The 18,260-nt window shown below is 46.4% G+C and carries 18 protein-coding genes and 2 pseudogenes; 2 read left to right on the plus strand and 18 right to left on the minus strand.

Features of this window, described 5'->3' with window-relative positions; translation table 11 throughout:
• From DMI82_RS20420 to DMI82_RS18855, 13 genes and pseudogenes are all read right to left on the minus strand, one after another.
• Window positions 1–212 (minus strand): annotated as a pseudogene (locus tag DMI82_RS20420) (RNA-guided endonuclease InsQ/TnpB family protein); the annotation flags it as partial.
• Between the two features lie 87 nt (window positions 213–299).
• The gene (locus DMI82_RS20425; protein WP_242981883.1) at window positions 300–686 is read right to left on the minus strand and encodes a helix-turn-helix domain-containing protein; all 387 of its coding nucleotides are present in this window, start codon (window positions 684–686) and stop codon (window positions 300–302) included.
• Window positions 649–1,293, minus strand: a complete 645-nt coding sequence (locus tag DMI82_RS18810; RefSeq protein WP_110104244.1) for an IS607 family transposase — start codon at window positions 1,291–1,293, stop codon at window positions 649–651. The genes DMI82_RS20425 and DMI82_RS18810 overlap by 38 nt, the downstream gene beginning before the upstream one ends.
• Before the next feature lie 449 nt (window positions 1,294–1,742).
• Entirely contained in the window at window positions 1,743–1,898 is a 156-nt protein-coding gene (locus DMI82_RS19975) for a hypothetical protein (RefSeq protein ID WP_015527375.1), read from the minus strand.
• Between the two features lie 146 nt (window positions 1,899–2,044).
• Window positions 2,045–2,836, minus strand: coding sequence for a transcriptional regulator (locus DMI82_RS18815; RefSeq protein WP_242981884.1), 792 nt, complete (start codon window positions 2,834–2,836; stop codon window positions 2,045–2,047).
• 177 nt (window positions 2,837–3,013) lie between these two features.
• Window positions 3,014–4,636: a recombinase family protein gene (locus tag DMI82_RS18820; RefSeq protein ID WP_008791695.1), complete on the minus strand. Its 1,623-nt coding sequence runs from the start codon at window positions 4,634–4,636 to the stop codon at window positions 3,014–3,016.
• A gap of 107 nt (window positions 4,637–4,743) precedes the next feature.
• The gene (locus tag DMI82_RS18825; RefSeq protein WP_004849804.1) at window positions 4,744–4,929 is read right to left on the minus strand and encodes a hypothetical protein; all 186 of its coding nucleotides are present in this window, start codon (window positions 4,927–4,929) and stop codon (window positions 4,744–4,746) included.
• Between the two features lie 270 nt (window positions 4,930–5,199).
• On the minus strand, window positions 5,200–6,540 hold the full coding sequence (locus tag DMI82_RS18830) for a virulence-associated E family protein (protein ID WP_009321442.1): 1,341 nt from the start codon (window positions 6,538–6,540) through the stop codon (window positions 5,200–5,202).
• Entirely contained in the window at window positions 6,425–7,165 is a 741-nt protein-coding gene (locus tag DMI82_RS18835; protein ID WP_014079457.1) for a CHC2 zinc finger domain-containing protein, read from the minus strand. Before DMI82_RS18835 ends, DMI82_RS18830 begins: the two co-directional genes overlap by 116 nt.
• A gap of 47 nt (window positions 7,166–7,212) precedes the next feature.
• Window positions 7,213–8,685, minus strand: coding sequence for a MobQ family relaxase (gene mobQ / locus DMI82_RS18840; RefSeq protein ID WP_074104019.1), 1,473 nt, complete (start codon window positions 8,683–8,685; stop codon window positions 7,213–7,215).
• A 2-nt stretch (window positions 8,686–8,687) separates the two neighbouring features.
• Entirely contained in the window at window positions 8,688–9,005 is a 318-nt protein-coding gene (locus DMI82_RS18845; RefSeq protein ID WP_008816380.1) for a DUF3847 domain-containing protein, read from the minus strand.
• 286 nt (window positions 9,006–9,291) lie between these two features.
• Entirely contained in the window at window positions 9,292–9,495 is a 204-nt protein-coding gene (locus DMI82_RS18850; protein WP_004614949.1) for a hypothetical protein, read from the minus strand.
• 145 nt (window positions 9,496–9,640) lie between these two features.
• Window positions 9,641–9,865, minus strand: coding sequence for a helix-turn-helix domain-containing protein (locus tag DMI82_RS18855; RefSeq protein ID WP_110104245.1), 225 nt, complete (start codon window positions 9,863–9,865; stop codon window positions 9,641–9,643).
• A 302-nt stretch (window positions 9,866–10,167) separates the two neighbouring features.
• Between DMI82_RS18855 and DMI82_RS18860 the strand changes: the two genes are divergently transcribed.
• Complete coding sequence (locus DMI82_RS18860) at window positions 10,168–11,208, plus strand: DUF6076 domain-containing protein (protein ID WP_110104246.1); 1,041 nt, start codon at window positions 10,168–10,170, stop codon at window positions 11,206–11,208.
• A gap of 225 nt (window positions 11,209–11,433) precedes the next feature.
• Here DMI82_RS18860 and DMI82_RS18865 read toward each other — a convergent pair whose 3' ends face one another.
• From DMI82_RS18865 to DMI82_RS18885, 5 genes and pseudogenes are all read right to left on the minus strand, one after another.
• On the minus strand, window positions 11,434–13,812 hold the full coding sequence (locus DMI82_RS18865) for an ABC transporter permease (protein ID WP_110104247.1): 2,379 nt from the start codon (window positions 13,810–13,812) through the stop codon (window positions 11,434–11,436).
• Window positions 13,813–13,826: 14 nt separating this feature from the next.
• Entirely contained in the window at window positions 13,827–14,492 is a 666-nt protein-coding gene (locus DMI82_RS18870; RefSeq protein ID WP_005927557.1) for an ABC transporter ATP-binding protein, read from the minus strand.
• A gap of 221 nt (window positions 14,493–14,713) precedes the next feature.
• Window positions 14,714–15,745 (minus strand): sensor histidine kinase, encoded by a 1,032-nt coding sequence (locus tag DMI82_RS18875; protein ID WP_005936000.1) that lies wholly within the window; start codon window positions 15,743–15,745, stop codon window positions 14,714–14,716.
• A complete protein-coding gene (locus DMI82_RS18880; protein ID WP_015533258.1) occupies window positions 15,742–16,434 on the minus strand; it encodes a response regulator transcription factor in 693 nt (230 codons plus the stop codon). Before DMI82_RS18880 ends, DMI82_RS18875 begins: the two co-directional genes overlap by 4 nt.
• Before the next feature lie 220 nt (window positions 16,435–16,654).
• Window positions 16,655–16,774: pseudogene (locus DMI82_RS18885) on the minus strand (helix-turn-helix domain-containing protein); the annotation flags it as partial.
• Window positions 16,775–17,043: 269 nt separating this feature from the next.
• Here DMI82_RS18885 and DMI82_RS18890 point away from each other — a divergent pair.
• A complete protein-coding gene (locus DMI82_RS18890) occupies window positions 17,044–18,066 on the plus strand; it encodes an ABC transporter substrate-binding protein (RefSeq protein ID WP_021652568.1) in 1,023 nt (340 codons plus the stop codon).
• The last annotated feature ends 194 nt before the right edge of the window (window positions 18,067–18,260 follow it).

Here is an 18,260-nt window from a genome sequence, read left to right on the forward strand (position 1 = left end):
CGCTGTAATCTGCGTTTCTGTTTTTCTAGTTTCTTTACTTTCTGACTTTTATTGATGTTCTTATACTTAGCTCCATCAGAGCAAATAGCCAGATCTTTGATTCCTAGATCTATACCAATCCCATCATCATTAAGTTTTTCTATGCAATCAGGAAATTCCACACATACGCTGATCCACCAGTTCAACCCATCAAAAGATATTCTCGGATTCATGTATTTAGCATCTGTAGGAATACGACCATGCTCTGCAAGTCTTACCCAATTTAGTTTTTGTTTATTTCTTTTCCTGCTCGAAGAAAATCATTCAAACTTAACATGAGTATTGCTGAATTGTATCTTAATATTATCCTGATAGAACTTCGGTATTGATCTCTTTTTTGGCTTGAATCTTGGGAATTTCTGCAAACCTTTGAAAAAGTTCTTATAAGCGGTGCAGGCATCTTTGATCGCCTGTTTGGTTACATTATTTGAAATACTCAATAACCATGCGTATTCATCAGAATGTCTAAGCTTTGTAAATTCTTTTCTGAGTTCTGCATCTGAAATGAATTTTCCGCCTTTTTCATAGTTTTCTATTTCCCTTGCCAAAGCCCAGTTATAAGCAAATCTTGAAGCACCTGCGTACTGAAACATCTTAGTTTTCTGTATATTATTTGGTATTAACATTACTTTTATGGCTTTTACCATCTACTTTCTCCTGTATCAATTCCCGGATAAGTTTCTTGGCTTTATTCGCTCGTTTTCCTTGTAATTTGCAACTGAATACTGTGATCATCTGAACCAGATCTTCAACAAGTTCCTGCTGTTCGGATTTTTCAGTATTATCAATAATCTCAATCTCACAATTATAAAGCGAAGCGATATATTCTATCAATTCAAAACCAAATCGCAATAGCCGATCTTTATATAAAACAACAACCTTTTCAACCTGATTTTGAGATATTCGCCTGATCAATTCCTGGAGTTCTTTTTTCTTATAATTAATTCCGGAACCGATATCACTTATTATCTCAAATGGCTGTCCTTTTGCCAGAAGATATGTCTTAACATTATCAATCTGTCGTTCCAGATCATCTTTCTGTTTATGGCTGGAAACGCGACAATATCCAATTGTAATGCGAGTTTTAGGCTTTACATTTATTACCTGGTTGAGTTGCTCGTCAGAATAATATCTATAGCCGCTTACTGTAGTATGATGCGGATGAAGTTTTCCATTGGCATCCCAATTTCGTAATGTCTGGGCGGATACGCTTATAATTTTTGAAAATTCATGTATAGAATAATATTTACTCAAAGCATCAACTCCTTTCAATAATATTCTGCTCTAATATCTTATAAAACTCAACATGTACTTATATGATTTTATAAATTTATAATTTATATTTAACTGTTAATAACCTCCTGAAAAATTCTATTTGCTTCACCTTATCATATTTTGGGGGTGGCGTACATATATTAATGTAAATTATGAGACGATTTGATTTTGCGTAATTGAGTGGATGGGTTGAATAGTGCGAATAATCTATAAAAGAAGTGGCGGAAATACCAGCAATGATATTTCCGCCGTTTTACAACTCCGAATATCCTATCCAGAGCTACTTTGTGATCATAGTATATGTTATAAAATCAAATTTTATGAAATGTAAAAAGGAACTCGTCCAGAGCCCCTTTCCTTTGAATAAGTAATAATATCTTTCTCACTCCGGAAAAAGACTTCTTTGTACTTATATAATACTGGTTCAATTACTCCTTGTCAATATTTATTTTTATCTTTGTAATGTGTTCTGTCAAAGAAATATCATCTGACAATTCAAGAATTTTCCTTAGTTCAGCAAGTTCGTCCTGTGCCTTATTACGTTCTTCTTTTATTTTTGAAATATATTGCAATTTATCATCCATTGAGGTGGTAAATTTCGTTGCAATCACGCACTCTATGGGTTAAAAGAGAGGCAGGAGCCGCGACGCCTGCCCAATAATCTCTTTTATCTATAAATGCTCTATTGCGAATGAATAGGGTTTTTATTTTGCAATAAACATAAGCAGAATCAATACTTTGCTAATAATTTTTTCCAGGGTTTATAGCCTTTCATATAAGCAAAGTCTTCTTCATTTTGGAAGCCTGCAATCAGTTCTTTTTTCATTTCTTCATCATATGGATTTTCTACATCTTGGAATTTTATATGTTTATATAATCTTGATTTCTGAAAATCACAGATTGTATCGACATTCTCCAGCAGTTGTTTTACTACCTTAAAAGTATCTTCTACATTTTGTTCTGCCACCACAACATTAAACATGGTTGCACATTCATTGTATTTTCCCATCTCAAAAACACCTGCTAATGCACACATTTTCTCGGCCAGGAACCTTGCGGATTTATGATCTTTCTTGTCAAGAGCTTTTGTGATCATCATGCCAAAGGCAAGATTCAAAGTAGTATACTCTGAAAGAATTATATTTTCCAGTTTTTCATATGCTTCTTCTGTTTTTTCCTGTTCCATGTATAATTGCCCAAGTCTTAGTTTTTTCATGGGATCATAGTCGGAAAAATAGTTCAGATATTTTTCTGCCATTTCATAATTCCCTTTTCGCAAGTAGAATCCGAACAGAGAATCTGCCGCATGGTGCTGGATTTTTTCGTCCTTGTCATTTAGTGCCATTTCGTACCAGGAATTAATCTGTTCGTCGTACTTATCGGGATGCTCACACTGACCTATGATTCTTCGCGAGTCAAGCATCACCGCCACCTGCCAGATAAGCATGTTGCAGTTAGGGTAATCTTTTATGATATTTACTGCCCATTGATAGGTCTTTTCGTAACCTTCTGCTGAAAACATTTTGTCCATTTCCTGAATAAGTTCTGTAATTTCAACGTCTGTCAGATTTTCATGAAAAGACAACAGGGTATCAAGGGAAATATGTAGCAGTCTTGCAATTGGTGCTAACAGTTCAATATCTGGATTGGAGTTCCCCGTCTCCCTTAATTAAAGATATTGTTGGGTAAAAAAGAAAGGTCAGTCGATTTTGCCGATGAAGCGGTAGTAGATTTCTACTTCCTGCTCACGGCTTCCGTCCTCGCCCTTGACAGCTTCGTGGACGGTTATTTTTTCAATTAGAGTGTTCAGAAGTTCGGCGGTCAGCTCCACAGGGTTGACATACTGTTTCATCAGGGCAATCCACTTTTCAGCATCCGCTGCGGTCTGTACGGCGGCTTCCATCGTTTCGTGAAGCTGTCTTATTTTTGTTTCAAGCTCCTTTTGCTCGTTCTGGTACTTCTCGGACAGCATATTGAAGTTATACTCGGTTATGCGTCCGGCAGACCAGTCCTCATACATTTTAGCAAACAGCCCGTCAACCTCGGCTTTACGCTTCTCTGCCTTTTTCAGCTCCGCAGCCTGCTTTTTCTTCGCAGAGTTTCTTTCCCTGTCGCTGGCATTGAGCAGGCGTTTCAGCAGCTTGTCCTCGTCTTTCTGTGCCAGCATAGACCAGTATTGCAGTCTTGCAAGCACATAGGCATACAGTACATCATAGCGGATATAGTGCATGGAACACTGGCGTAATCCCTGCCCGTTCTTGCTGCAATGGTAGTACCCGTATGGGTTCTTATTCTGCTTGTTTTCCCCATAGGCTAAAGACCATCCGCAGTCTGCACATTTTATCAATCCTGCGAAAATCTGTGTCGTACCGTTTCTGCGTTTCCTGCGTCTGCTTGCAATCAGCTCCTGAACTTTTTGGAACACTTCTTCAGAAATGATGGCTTCGTGGGTATTTTCCACACGATACCATTCTTCCTGCGGCTTCCGCACCTTTTTCTTGTTCTTGAATGAAATGTTGCTCTGCTTGTTGTGAATGCTGTGACCGATGTAGGTTTCCTCTTTCAAAATGCTCTTGACCTGTGCTATCGTCCACGCATAGGCTTTTTCTGCGGGCGCACCGGCGTAGATATTGGCGAAAGTCCCGTATCTTTCATAGTTCAGCCAGCCGGGGGTAGGTACTTTTTCCTCCACCAGAATCCGTGTAATGCTGGCGGCTCCACGCCCGTGTACAGCAAGGTCAAAAATCTTCTCTACAATCCAGCGTGTTTCCGGGTCGATCAGAAGATGACCTTTTTTGTCCGGGTCTTTTACATAGCCCAGCGGTGCATAGGCTCCATAGTGTGCGCCATTGGCAAATCTTGTGTGCATGGCAGCCTTGACCTTTTTGCTGGTCTGTCGGGCGTGCATTTCATTCAGGATGTTTAAGAACGGTGCAAGCTCGCTTTCTCCGTTGATGGTGTCCACATTGTCATTGATGGCAATGTAGCGTACTCCCTTGCTGGGGAAATAGATTTCCGTGTACTGACCGGTCAGGATATAGTTTCTTCCCAGACGGGATAAGTCCTTTGTGACAACGCAGTTGATTTTCCCGTCTTCGATGTCATCAATCATCCTTTGGAAACTTGGACGCTCGAAATTTGTCCCACTCCATCCGTCGTCAATGTACTCGTCTACAACGGTCAGCCCATGCTCTGCGGCATACTGTCTAAGCATCATGCGCTGGGTCTGGATACTGCCGCTTTCCCCCTGTAATTCATCGTCACGGCTCAATCTCAAATATAGTGCAGTGTTATAAATCGTTGTATTGTATGGTTGTTTCACGGTTAAAAATCCTCCTTCTAAAAGAAACAACCCACGCTTATACAATACTCGCTGGTACAAGTATATCATAAGCGTGGGCTGATTGACAGTCGTTATTCCGTATTTTTTCAGGAAGCGGCGGCAGCGTGCTGGATCACATCTTCCAGCAGGCTGTCAAGCGGCTTCCCATCCTGTGCGAAATGCTCCGATACCTTGATACGGACTTTCCCCATGACAAAATACTGGGTGCCGTCTTTTTCGGTAAGCAGGGTGCCGCTGTTTTTGTTATTGCTCTCGTTTTTGCTTTTTGCCATAGGCAGTTACCTCCATAAATGAAATATGCCCGACAAGGGAATGTCAGACAGGTGTACAGCCGCAGACTGTCTCCGTGTCAACCAAACCGTGTCAACCGGCAGAAAAGACTTTGAAAACAATCCATAGGCGCTCTATTATTACTTTTTACTTTTTCTTTGATTTCTTGGTTGACATGGTTGACAAAGGAGAGAAATGCCCCAAATATCAGGCTTTTCCCCGTCAACCGGCTGTCAACCAAAGCGTCAACCAAACTGTCAACCGGTGGCTTTTCAGAATGGAAGTTCCATTTGCCGGGCTTCTTCTTCCGTGATTTCCTGAAAACCGTCCCCCTCCGGCGGAGCTTGGTTGACACGCTCCCAGCCTTTTTGAGAACCGTATTTCTTATACCGCTTCGGGCTTTTGTAGGCTACCCAGCCCTGTATGATGCCGCCCGCAATGCCGGTATTCATAATCTCGCAGATTGCCCGTGTCTCCCAGTCTGCCGGGGAATTTAAGTTCCCCAGCGCTTCCTCATAAAGCTGCTTGGAACATACCCTGTCGCCGGTGTAGTCCTCCAAATAGGCGTAGATCATGCCGGCCTGTGTGTCTTCCTGCATAAAGTCCTGCTGGTGGGCGTTCAGGTATCGGTTCATTTCCATGCTGAATGACAGCTTATACTTCCCACTGCGATAAACCGTCATGGCTTCCGCCCACATCTGTTCGATATACGCCCTCGCCGCCGCTTCATCGTCCAGTATGTGAACCTCCGCCCGTTCCGGGTACACCGTCACGGGGAGAAAGCGCCGGTTGCCGGTGCGGTCACGGGGCAAAAAGTCCTGCCGGTTGGTCGTCCCTCCAAATACACATTGCCGCAGCCGGTCTGCCGGATGTGTCTCATACGGCACTTTGTAGGTTTCTTTCTGGCGGCTTAAGAATGACTTGATTTCCTCAATACTCTTGGCGTTGGCTGTGGCAATCATCTCCGACATCTCGATAATCCAATGCCCTTGCAGCTTGCGGTACACATTTTCATCGTCCAGCTTTTTCAAATCGTCTGAAAACCATTCGTCCCTGCCTGCCAGCAGCCGGAAAAAGGTAGATTTCCCGGCTCCCTGACCACCAACCAGACAGAGCATGACCTCAAACTTGCTCCCCGGTCTGAATACCCGCCGGATGGCTCCCATCAGGAACAGTTTCAAGGCTTCATAGGTGTATTCGTCCGTATCGGCTCCCAGAAAGTGATGCAGGGCGTAACGGATGCGCTCTGTGCCGTCCCATTGCAGGCTGTTCAGGTAATCCCTGACTGGATGGTAGCGGTTTTCATTGGCAACAATCTTGATGGCGCTCTGCACCTTTTTCTCGCTGGTAAGCCCGTAATTTTCTTCCAGATACAAAAGCAGGTAGTTCATGTCCATGTCGGTCAGCGTGGTACTGGTGCGCTCCCAGCCCAGCGGCTTCACAATGTCAATCTGCTCCGTCAAAAGGTTCAGGCGCAGCGCCCCGCGAAACAGAGGGTCACGCTGGAACACCGTCAGGCAGTTTCGGATGCTGTTCTTCACGCCGCCTTTCTGCGTCCCCTCTAATGTTTCCCGGATTTCTGCCGGTGTCTGCGCCGGTTCCATTGTGTCCATCGTCCTTTTGACCGCTTCCTGCGTTTCCGGCGGCAAGCTCTGAAATTCGCTGTTCAAGCCGCAACACCTCCTTTCCCTGTGCGGCGATCAATGCCGCTTTTTCTTCTATTTCTCCGTATAACAAAATATCCAAAAGGTATTCTGTGTAGCTTATCCTCTGCAACGCTTCCACAAAAAGAGGATGCCAGATGGCATCCTGCGGCTGTGGGGCGTGTGCTGTTTTCCAATGCTCCAGCAGGCGCAGATAATCGCATAGCACCCGGAAACAATACCGTTCCGTTTCCTGAAATCTCTGCTCCGCTGATTTTTGTCGGGGCTGTGACCTGTTGTGACGCTTCCTATCTGGCGGCGCATTGCCGGATTTCTCATAGGAAACGCCGAAGTCCTCCGCAAGCCTGACCGCAGCTTCCCGTTTCCCCAATCCATGCAGCAAAGCGGCAAAGTCGATCACATCCCCGGAAGCCCCGCAGCCGAAGCAGTAAAAGCGGCTGTCCACTTTCATGCTGGGCGTGCGGTCATTGTGGAATGGACAGCAGACCATGCCGTTTCTCCCCACCCGGATTCCATAGAATGAAGCAGCCTGCCGGGTGGTAACAGACTGTTTCACCGCTTCAAATACATTCAAATGCTCCCTCCATAAAAATACTGGTAGCGGTAAAGCTGCCGGTTATATCATAGCTCCATCTCATGTTTCTTTCTCTGTACTGCCTGTGGCTGCTCCCTCCGGCGCAGTGCGGTATCTACGGCGTTCTGCACCTGCCGTAGCCGTATGACTTCCTCCCGGAGTGGCTTGTGCTGCGGAGACAGTTCGGCATACTCTGTTTTTAACTGTGCGTATTCCTGTTTCCATGCTTTCAGGGCAATGGGTTTTCCGTCCAGTTTTTCTTTCAAAATACGGCGGGCGGCATAAAACAGCCGTAACTCCGCATCGTGGGATGTTTCAAATTTCTCCCTCTGTTTCTTAAACTTGATATTGTTCAATTCCGTATGAACAGGTTTTAGCCGCTGGTAATTCTCGCCCTCCCGTATCAATTCCTGCAATTCCTTTATCCGGGCAGATTTCTTTTTCATGGAGTCGCTTAACGCTTCAAATTCTTCGTTGACAGAGGAAAGACGCTCCTGCAAATCCTCTAATGTGAGCAGCTTGTTTTCCGTCAGATAATTGACGGCTTCGGCAAACTGCTTTAAGTTTCCGGTTCTGGCTTTATTGCTCCATGCCCCTGCGTTGCGCTGGTTGTAATAAGCGATCAACAGGTCGGCAAGGCTCGGTGTCTGCGGTTTGGAAAGTTCTTCTTTTACCTCTGCCATCCAGACAAACAGGGCTTTGATCTTCTTCCTCACATCCTGCATGAGCCGGTTGGTGGCTTTAATCCAGCGGTTCAGTTCCCCTTTCTCGGTGCGGATGCCCTTTGCTTCCATCTGCCGGACATTAGCTCCCTCGTGGACAGTAGGTATCAGGTCAAGCCCCTGCCGCACATAGGAACGGTGGTCGATACGCACATCCAGCCCTTTTTCCTCAAATTTTGTATTAACGGCAGCCGCCCACTGCTCCCGCCAGTGTTCCAGCGTTTCCGGCTCATGCCAGTCTGTTGTATGGACAGCGTTAAACATATAATCGCCGTTTTTATCCCGGATTCGGTTTCCATCTTCATCAAGAAGATATTCCCGACGCTGTTTTTGTCCCCATGTGCCATCCGGGTTCAAAGGGCGCATGGTTGTCATCACATGAAAATGCGGGTTAGGGATGCCGCCGTCCTCTTTCTCCGGGCTGTGAAAAGCAAGGTCGGCAATCATGCCTTTTGTCACAAACTGCTCCTGTACGAACTTCCTCGCCAGCTCCATGTTTTCTTCCAGCGTCAATTCATTCTGCATGGCAATATCAAAGGAATAGGCAAGCTGTGCTTTTGGATGTTTCTCGCAGTTCTCCACAGCATTCCAGAGGGTCGCCCGGTCAAGATATATTTCCGGCGCATGGGGCGGCAGCATGATTTCCGAAGCGATCACGCCGCCCTTTTTGGTGTAGTCGCTGACTTCTCCATAGTAGCTGCTGTAAAGACGCTCCCCGGCTCGATAGGCTGCGCTGGCAATGGCGCTCTGACCGGCGCTGCGCTTGATCTGTGCGATTGAAAAATGATAAAGTGCTATCCTTAGTCACCGCCTTTCTCCTGCCCGGAAATACGGGCGTGGTTCTCTGTGGCAGACCGGATGAAATGCTCCGCCTGCGGCAGATTCAAAATGCTTTCCATGAGGGAATAAAATTCCGCTTCGGATAGCTCCTTTGTCTGTGGTGCAATGCTCTCAATAGCTGCCCCACGGGTAATCAGCCGGTGCGTCCTCTGTTTCCGGGAACCGCTTTCCAGATACGCCTGCCGGTTTTTCAAACGCTGCATTTTCCGTTTTTCCTGTTCCAGCAGGACAGTGGTTTTTTCATATTCCTGCTTCAACTGTTCCAAAGATTTTTCCATGTTCTCACATCCTTTGCTGATAAGATAAAGAAAGACCATCCGCAGACAGTCCGTGTGTCAGTGCTTCTATAAAACCCGATGAAAAGGGAAAACCGCAGAGCGGATTTCTCTTTGCGGCGGGTACACAGGGGATAGCCGCTTTAGCGGCGCAAGGGGGTGTAGCCACCTTGTCGGAGCGAAGCGAACGCAGACCTCGGATTGCTGATTTTATCAGCGGCAGAGGTAAGCTCCGCAGGACGCACGATACATGGTCTTTAGACTATGTATAGAAGTGCGCCCTTAGTTCCTAAGGGATTTTGCCGTTTCCGGCAGTCTTGTCCTTTTTCTTGGAACGCTTGGAAAGATACTTCGGGCAGTCAACCACAACCGCCCGGAAGCTCTGTTTACATTCGTGCTGGCATTTCCGGCACAGTTCGTTGTAAGTGATACGGCTGCGGTCATTTAAGAAGAAAGACCATTCCAGCCGCCGCTTGTTGCTCATTCTTGCCATAACCGGCTCCTTCCTCCGTTTCTATCTGATGTACGCAGATAGGCTGTTTTGGCGTAGCGTTTCGGTATCATTTTTAAGGTTTTTCCCTCTGTATGCCCCTTTGGAAAGTGCGGCGGTATTGCAGTCAGGGGATAATACCTCACGCTTATTTGTCGCTTCCCGGTACGGTTTCAGAGCCTTTTGCCATCCATTCAAAGAAAGCAATTTTGCTGACCTTGATAAGCCTGCCCCTGCGGAACGCCGGAAAGCTGGGGGTGTGTACCAGCTCATAGGCGCTCGCTCTTGAAATTCCCATAATCCGCTGGATGTCCGCCACATCCAGAACCAGAGGTAAATCCTCGTAGCTGTTCAATCTCTTTTTATCGTTCATTCTGTTCCTCCCATAAATCAAATAGGTTAAAATGCTTCCTGTTGCCGTTCTCCCCCAAAGCCGTTTTCCTGCCCCATTCCTGCGGTGTTTCCCTGCATTGGTGCGCCGGATGCGTCACTTCTCCTGCCGGTCATATCCCTTTTGGACGGTCATTCACTTGTCAAGGTACTGTGTGGTACGAAATTACCAACTACAATCATCATAGCGGACCATCATTGACAAAACAATGCTTCTGCGTTACCATGAGTGTAACGGATATAACTAAATTATATAATTACCATAGACAAAGGCAGGGGATAGGGATGGAGAATCAGTTTATACGGCATGAGCCATGTTTTGAGAGGATTTTGTTTGTCCTGACGCTGGACAGGAAGAAAATGAAAGAGCGGATTTTGATTGGGGAAGAACAGCAGATCCGCTTCCAGCTGAACGGGAGCCAAAACGCAGAGGTGCTTTGTGATATGAAACGCCCGCTGGGGACTTTTTTGATAAACTTTGAGCGTGACACGGACAGAGATTGGAACTTATACGGGCTTTCTCCGCTGCGGCAAGCCCTCCGCTCCAACCGATGGAAACAGCCGGAGCTGGAGCAGACGGCAAGCGAATTTCTCTGGGGAAAATATCTTAGCAATGACCCTCTGAAAATGTATGTGGCGTTCCGTATCTGGAACAGCTATCTGCTTGCCAGAGAACCCCGTGACCGTAACGCTGCCTGTGACCGCTTCATGGATAAAATGAGCAGACTGACCGGGGTATTCCAAAACGAAACCATGAGCTTTGACAGGGAGACAGGAAAACCGAAACATTTTCAAGCTGGCAGCCTTTATTTCAAAGGCGCACCGTCAGAAGATACCCGGCTTGACCTCTGGTTCCCGGACAACCGGCGCACAGAAGAATGTGTGTCTGCCTATGCGTCCCTCTACCCGTTGATTACCTATTATCTGAACAGGCTGAATGACTGGGGGCTTTGTTTCCGGCAGTGCAAGGTCTGCGGGAAATATTTTCTGGCAAAGAGCCAGCGATATGAGCTGTGCAGTGACAAATGCCGAAAAGCACAGGCGCTTCAAAACAAGCGGGAATTTGACGAGAGGGCAAGAGAAAATAACTATGACCTGCTTTATAAAAATGAATGCCAGAACTGGCGCAACAAAATAAACCGGGTAAAAAATACCGCAGGCTTTCCGGCTGACCGTCTGGAAAAAATACAGGCTGCCTTTGCTGACTTTAAGAAAGAAGCCTTACAGAGAAAAAAAGCTGTAAAAACAGGAATGGCCAGCCCGAAAGAATTTGCGGACTGGCTGTATCAGCAGAGTAATGTAATTGTTGAGCTGACCGAGATATGAAAAACTTTCTATCGTCAATTTCGCATTATTGCAATAACAGATTGCTTCTTCCATGAATGGTAATATTATCATCAAACTTTTGGAAGAACTATAAATGTCCGAGGTGCCTTTGATTTCGACAGAAAAACAGGCTGAATTGTTACAAAGCTCGGACATTTCAAAAATTTCTTTGAGAAATGGCGAAAAAGGCGGGGCAGCACACGCCGCCCCGCCGATCTCAAAAGGTTATTCCATCGCCCGCATTTGTTCGATCAGGGATTGTTTTTTCTGTCTGCGGATTGTCCAAACAGACAAGATCAGTTCCATTCCGAACAATACCAGAATGAACAGTCCCATTTCCAAAACCGGGAATTTGTAAGGCACTACATTTCCGGCAAAAGCTCCTATACTCATTTTTCTGCAAGCAAAGATGGAAGCCGGAAGCCCAACGATCAGCGTTGCCAATGTTGCAAAGAGCGCATAGCACAGCCCCTCACAGATGTTCATTTTACATAGCTGTTTTTGTGTTAGGCCGATAGAACGCAGAATACTGTTTTCCTGCTTTCGGGCTATCTGGTTAGAGAGTGTCGTATTGATAAGGTTGATAACGCCAAAGAGAAATACCAACCATGAAAGTATCTCCATACTGCCAAACGCAAAAGAATTTGTCATTTCTTCATATTCAATCACAGTATTGATTTCGTCTAAAGCAAGGTTACTATGGTTGGCTACAATATTTGTTAGTTCTGCTTTTACGCTCTCCGTTTTTTTCGGGTCATTCACAATGCTCCATGAATAGTCAAAAGAGGTGATTTCCGGGTGCAGTTCGTGGAACAATGCTTCTGGTGCAAAAAGAGTTGCCCCATCTAAGTGCATCCTGCCATGTCCTGAATATACCTTTGCAGGAGCGTATAACCCCGATATGGTAACAGAAATGGATGGCTGTTCTTCCCCCAAAGAAATCTCAACCGTTGAACCAACACCCATATCCTCATTCTGCTTTAGCACATTATAGTCAATTACAATACTACGGGAATCTGTTGGCATGGTTCCCTCTGTCAGAGCCGCTTCAACTGCCGCATAATTCTGGTCGGTCAGCATATCGCACATACCACCAGCTTGATGAATCTCTGTTTTATAAGTTGCATGGAGAGATTGCCTGCTTGGAATTATATCTGTAACGCCATCAATAGATAAGATTTCCTGCTTTAATTCCTCATTCAATGGATTTCCCGCTGCCATAACCTTTTCTTCTGTCATTTCAGAATCCAAATAAATTTTATAGTCGCCGTCTGGGAAAAACTGTCTTGCAAGCGCCTCTGGTGAGCGCAGCAAAACAATGGAGGATACCACAAGCAGGATAATTCCGCCCAAACTCAATGAGGCTACAATAGCAACGGTCTTTTTTCGGTCACGCCTAAAATTTGCAATTCCCATTGAAACAGGATTGAGCTTGATATTCTTTTTCCGGCTGCGGATGTCCTTTTGCGTCGGGGTAAAACGGACGGCTTCAATGGGGGAAATCCCTGCCGCAATTTTCACCGGCTTACGGATGGAAACAGATACCATGATCCAACTGCTTATAAGCGTTAAAATAACCGTTGCCACATAGGAAACAGCGTTAAAACCCTTGGAAAACAGGAGGGAACCGCCGCATACGCCCAGCACTGTGCCAATCAGAATCCCGATACTGCCGAGTTTGCGTCCCTCGTTCTTTACAATCCGCTTGATTTGCTTTGGTGTCGCACCAATCGTCCGAAGCTGCCCGTAGCTTTGGATTTTGTCATTGATGGAGATACGGAAGATACTCTGGATCACAATATAGCCGCCAATCAGAACAAGGGCAATCACACCTGCCATCAGTGCAAAATCAAAGGATTTAGAAGCATAGGCAAAATACTTGCTGTTCATTTTGGGCATAGGAAGCTGATATTCCTCCGTAATCTCCCTGCAATAAGAGGTCATCAGTTCTTCGCCCAACTGGTCGCTGTTTTTGAAATGGACATAGGCGCGATAGCCAGTCGGGTCAAACCCTTTCCATTCTGTCAGGGCAGCGTTGGAAAGAATGATAGCGCAGGTATTCGCTTCTTTTTCATTTACGCTGTCCATAATGCCGGTAACGACATAATCACCATGAAAACTCTCTGTATCTAAGGTCACAGTGTCCCCAATTTTGGCATTGTTTCCATAGGTGGAAAGAAAGTATTCGCTTACGACAACTTCATTTGCTTTTTCAGGAACCCTCCCCTCTAACAACTCCATCTGCGCCTTGGTAATCTCCATCATTTGCGCGTCGCAATACACATAAGACGCATGATAGCCCTGTTCCGAAAGTTCCTCACCCAGCATATAGTAGCCGCCTACGCGCTCAAACTCCGGCAGTCCTTTCAGGGTTTCAATGTCGTTTTCCTCCACGCCCAGCCAGACCGCCTCATAAGTATCGACAACCTGATTGCGTTGCATTTGTGTCAGGGAAGTAGACACAATTCCCGTAAAGCAGATTAGAAACGCCGCCAGTGCAACGGCAATCACCACCATCAGATTCCGGCGCTTCTCGCTTTGCAAACTTTTCTTTGCCAGCTTCTTTGTAATGGCGCTGGTATCATTCTCAAAAGGCCATGTCATAGCCTGCCACCTCCTTACTCCACAATCTTGCCGTCCTCAATGCGGACAATCCGATCTGCAAGGCGGGCAATGTCGTTGTTGTGGGTAATCATCACAACAGTTTGCCGGAACTCTGCACTGGTGCGCTTGATAAGCCCCAGCACCTCGGCGCTGGTCTTGCTGTCAAGGTTGCCGGTCGGCTCGTCGGCCAGCACAATAGCCGGTTTGGTAATCAAGGCGCGGGCGATAGCCACACGCTGCTGCTGTCCGCCGGAAAGATTGTTCGGCATGTTTTTCAGTTTATCTTCCAGCCCCAGCAGGTGAACGATTTCATCCAAAAACTTCTGATCCACCGTGTCCCCGTCCAGTTCCACCGGCAGGACGATGTTCTCATACACATTCAGGATAGGAACAAGGTTATAGTTCTGGAAGATAAAGCCGATGTTGCGGCGGCGGAAGATGGTAAGCTGTTCGTCGTTCATTTTCGACAGTTCTTTGTCCCGGACAATCACATTGCCGGAAGTAGGGGTGTCCAGCCCGCCCATCATGTGAAGCAGGGTGGACTTGCCGCTGCCGGAGGTTCCCACAACGGCCACAAATTCGCCGTCATTTACAGAGAAGTTCACGCCGTCAAGGGCGCGGGTGATATTCGGCTCTGTACCGTAATACTTTTTCAGGTCGATAGTCTGTAAAATTCTCATACTCAAAACTCCTTTCAAGGCTTTCTGCCTGTTGATAAGGCTATTGTAAAACCCAAATGTCCGCGAAATGTTACAGCGGCCAAAAAATTTCATTGAAAATCGGGGGTGAAATGTTACAACGCTCGGACATTTCCGCCGAAAAACTGCCACTGGCAGCTTTATCGGCACACTGTTGCGAAAAGACTTACGGCGGGCAGCCGAGAATGACCGTCCGCCGCATTCTATTTTGTCGGCAGCATAATGGAAAATTCTGAACCCTTGCCCGGCTCCGAAACCACTTTGATATAGCCGCCTTGCCGCGTTACGATCTCGCGGGCCAGATACAGGCCAATGCCCACGCCCTGCTGTTCGTGTACTTCTTCCTCACGATAGAAGCGCCGGAAGATGGCAGCCTGATTGCTTTCGGAAATGCCCTTGCCGGTGTCGGTCACTTTGACCTCCACATACATTTCCCACAGCACCACTGACACGGCGATTTTCCCGCCTGCCGGGGTGTACTTCACTGCATTGTCCAGCAGGTTAAAGAGGGCTTCGGATGTCCACTTGCTGTCATGGAAAACGGTCAAATCCTCCGGGCAGTCCACGGACACAGCGATTTCCTTTTTCTCCGCTGCATACACAATCCCACTCATGGCCTGCGCCACGGTATCAAAGAGGCGACCCGGTTTCTTATCCAACTGGATCACGCCCGTTTCCAGCCGTGAGGTTTTCACAAGGGCCTGAAAGAGAAAGTCCAGCTTATCCGTCTGGCTGCGGATTCCCCGGATAAAGTCGGTGCGCTCCGCCTCGGTCATGGGCTTTTCCAGCAGGGTGTCCGTCGCCATTTTCAGATTGCTTACCGGCGTTTTCACCTGATGGGAAATATCCGATACAAGGGTCTGTAACTCCTGCCGTTCCTCGTCCACCCGGCGGCGGTTCTCCTGCATGATCTGGTAAAGCCTTGCCAGCCGGTGTCCGATTCTGGCAAGCTGGGTTTCGCTGTCCTCTGGCCGCTGGGGCGCTTCATTCCCGGCGATCATGTGGTCTAAGGTCTGGCACAGGTCAGCGGTAAACTGCGACAGCCGCTTTCCAAACGCCTGCGTCAGTACAAAAATCCCCACAAGGGCGCACAGCAGCAGCGTCCCGCCTGTCAGCAGCACCGCAATCTGTTTTGTCACAAGAAACAGGGCTATGGTGATCCCGGACATGGAGAGGACAAGCTCCATTGCCACCCGGCCAAACAGCCGCTTTACCGAGAGGTTTTGAAACTTCATTTTACCTCGCCTCCCGTCCATTGATACCCCATGCCGTAAACGGTCTTGATGTAGGGTGCGCCGCCGTCGGCTTCAATCTTGCTGCGAATACGGCTGATGGAGGTTGTCAGGGTGTGTTCGTCCACAAACCGCTCGTCTATATCCCACAGCTTTTCCAAAAGCTGCCCACGGGTCAGCACTTGCCGGGGATTTTTACGAAACAGGTTCAGCATTTTGTACTCCATCGGGGATAGAGTCAGGGGCTTGCCGTTTAAGGAAGCCGTCTGCTCCGAGAAGTCCAGAAACAACCGCCCGTCGTCGTAAATGTCCTTGGCCGGTTTGTGGTGTTCCAGCATGGCGAACATGGCTTTGATTTTTCGCTGCAAGGCCCCGATCACAAAGGGCTTTGTGATGTAGTCCACCGCGCCCACCTCATAGCCCCGTATCTGGTCGCTCTCCTGATCGTTGGCGGTCAGGAATATTACGATGGTGTCCGGGTGCTGGGGCTTTATCAGCTTGCACAGTTCAAAACCGTTCCCGTCCGGCAGGTTGATGTCCAGCAGCACTAAATCAAATTCCCGCTGGCGGATGGCTTCGGCTGCGGTTCTGGCATTTAGGGCAGAAGTCACGCCGTAGCCGTCTGCGGTCAGGTTATAGTCTAACATCTTATTCAAAAAACTGTCGTCCTCGACAATTAAAATCTGCTCCATATTCTCACTTCCTTTGCTTTTTGCAGATAGTATAACAGGCAAATGTCCGAGAATTGTTACAAGGACAAATATATTTATCATTTTACAGCTTTTTTATGTGTACTGCAATTTTATAAAAGAAAGGACAGCAGTATCATCAAATTGCTGTCCTTGCGGTTTATTATAGCTGGTAGTGTATAAGCGTGGGTTCATCATATTTGGTGTGGTATCTTTAACTATGGGAAACTCCGTTCTCCCATTTATTCACCGCTGGAGTAGTTACTCCTAAGCGGTTTGCCATTTCCTCCTGGGTGAAACCAGACTCTTTTCTATATTTTTTTATCACATTTCCAATATTCATCCTAATTCTCTCCTGATTGAAATTTCAAAAGCTTTTGTGATTAAATCATAGCAGGATTGGAAATTGAACACAATTGAATTGTTGTTAAATAAAATTCATATTTTTTAACTGATGGGAAAGTTGATCGTGATCAGCAGTTGGTTTTTTGGGCATATCCTAACAAAAGGAATCATGGAGACTGTGTTTTACGATACTTTGTATGTTTCCCTGGTCACCAATTAATTAATTATGCATACTCTAACAGAAGAAGTCTGTAAAGGAGTATCTGCATGAAAAATAAAAAATGGATTGCACTGGCGGCAGCAGTTGTGCTGGCGGTGACGGCGCTGCCAATGGGAGTATTTGCTGCGAAGAAAGACAGCACAGAAGAGAAGCTTACAAAGGTTACATTGAATGAAGTCGCACATTCAATCTTTTACGCACCGCAGTATGTGGCGATTGAGGAGGGATATTTTGCGGAGAAAGGTCTGGATCTGACGCTGGTGACGGGATTCGGAGCAGATAAAACGATGACTGCTGTGATTTCCGGTGAGGCAGATATTGGATTTATGGGCGCAGAGGCATCTGTTTATGCTTATCAGGAGGGCGCCACGGATCCTGTCGTAAATTTTGCACAGTTAACCCAGCGTGCGGGGAATTTTCTAGTGGCAAGAGAAGAGATGCCTGATTTCAAATGGGAGGATCTAAAAGGAGAGAAGGTTCTTGGCGGTCGTAAGGGCGGAATGCCGGAAATGGTATTTGAATATATACTGAAGAAAAACGGCATTGATCCGCAAAAGGATCTGACCATCGACCAGAGCGTTGATTTCGGTTCCACAGCAGCAGCTTTTACCAGTGATGATTCCGCGGCATATACAGTAGAATTCGAACCATCTGCGACCATTCTGGAAAAAGAAGGAGCGGGCTATGTAGTTGCATCTCTCGGAGAGGCATCCGGCTATGTACCATATACATCCTACAGTGCAAAAGCAAGCTACATGAAAGAAAATCCTGAGATCATCCAGAAATTTACCGATGCACTTCAGAAGGGAATGGACTATGTGCAGAGTCATACGCCGGAGGAAATCGCAGAAGTGATCGCACCGCAGTTCAAAGAAACAGATCTTGAAACCATTACTGCCATTGTAAAACGTTATTATGACCAGGATACCTGGAAAGAAAATCTTATTTTTGAAAAAGACAGCTTTGAGCTTCTGCAGGATATCCTGGAAGATGCAGGTGAGCTGACGGATCGTACAGCGTATGAAAATCTGGTGCAGACAGAGTATGCACAGAAAGCATGTGAAAATTAAAAAATAGTTTAGAAAGTTTAAAAAAACATGGGAAAAACCTGCGGCTTTTATCCAATGCGTCGTAAAACCCCTTGTTTCAGCTATGGGGATATAAGACGCGTCCATCGAATTTATGCAAGTAATTGAAGATGGACAAAATAGTAATTGTATTAACTAATAAACCATAGTATAATATAAATATGAACACAACATAT

Source organism: Blautia sp. BCRC 81119 (assembly GCF_003184505.1).
GTDB lineage: Bacteria > Bacillota > Clostridia > Lachnospirales > Lachnospiraceae > Blautia_A > Blautia_A fusiformis.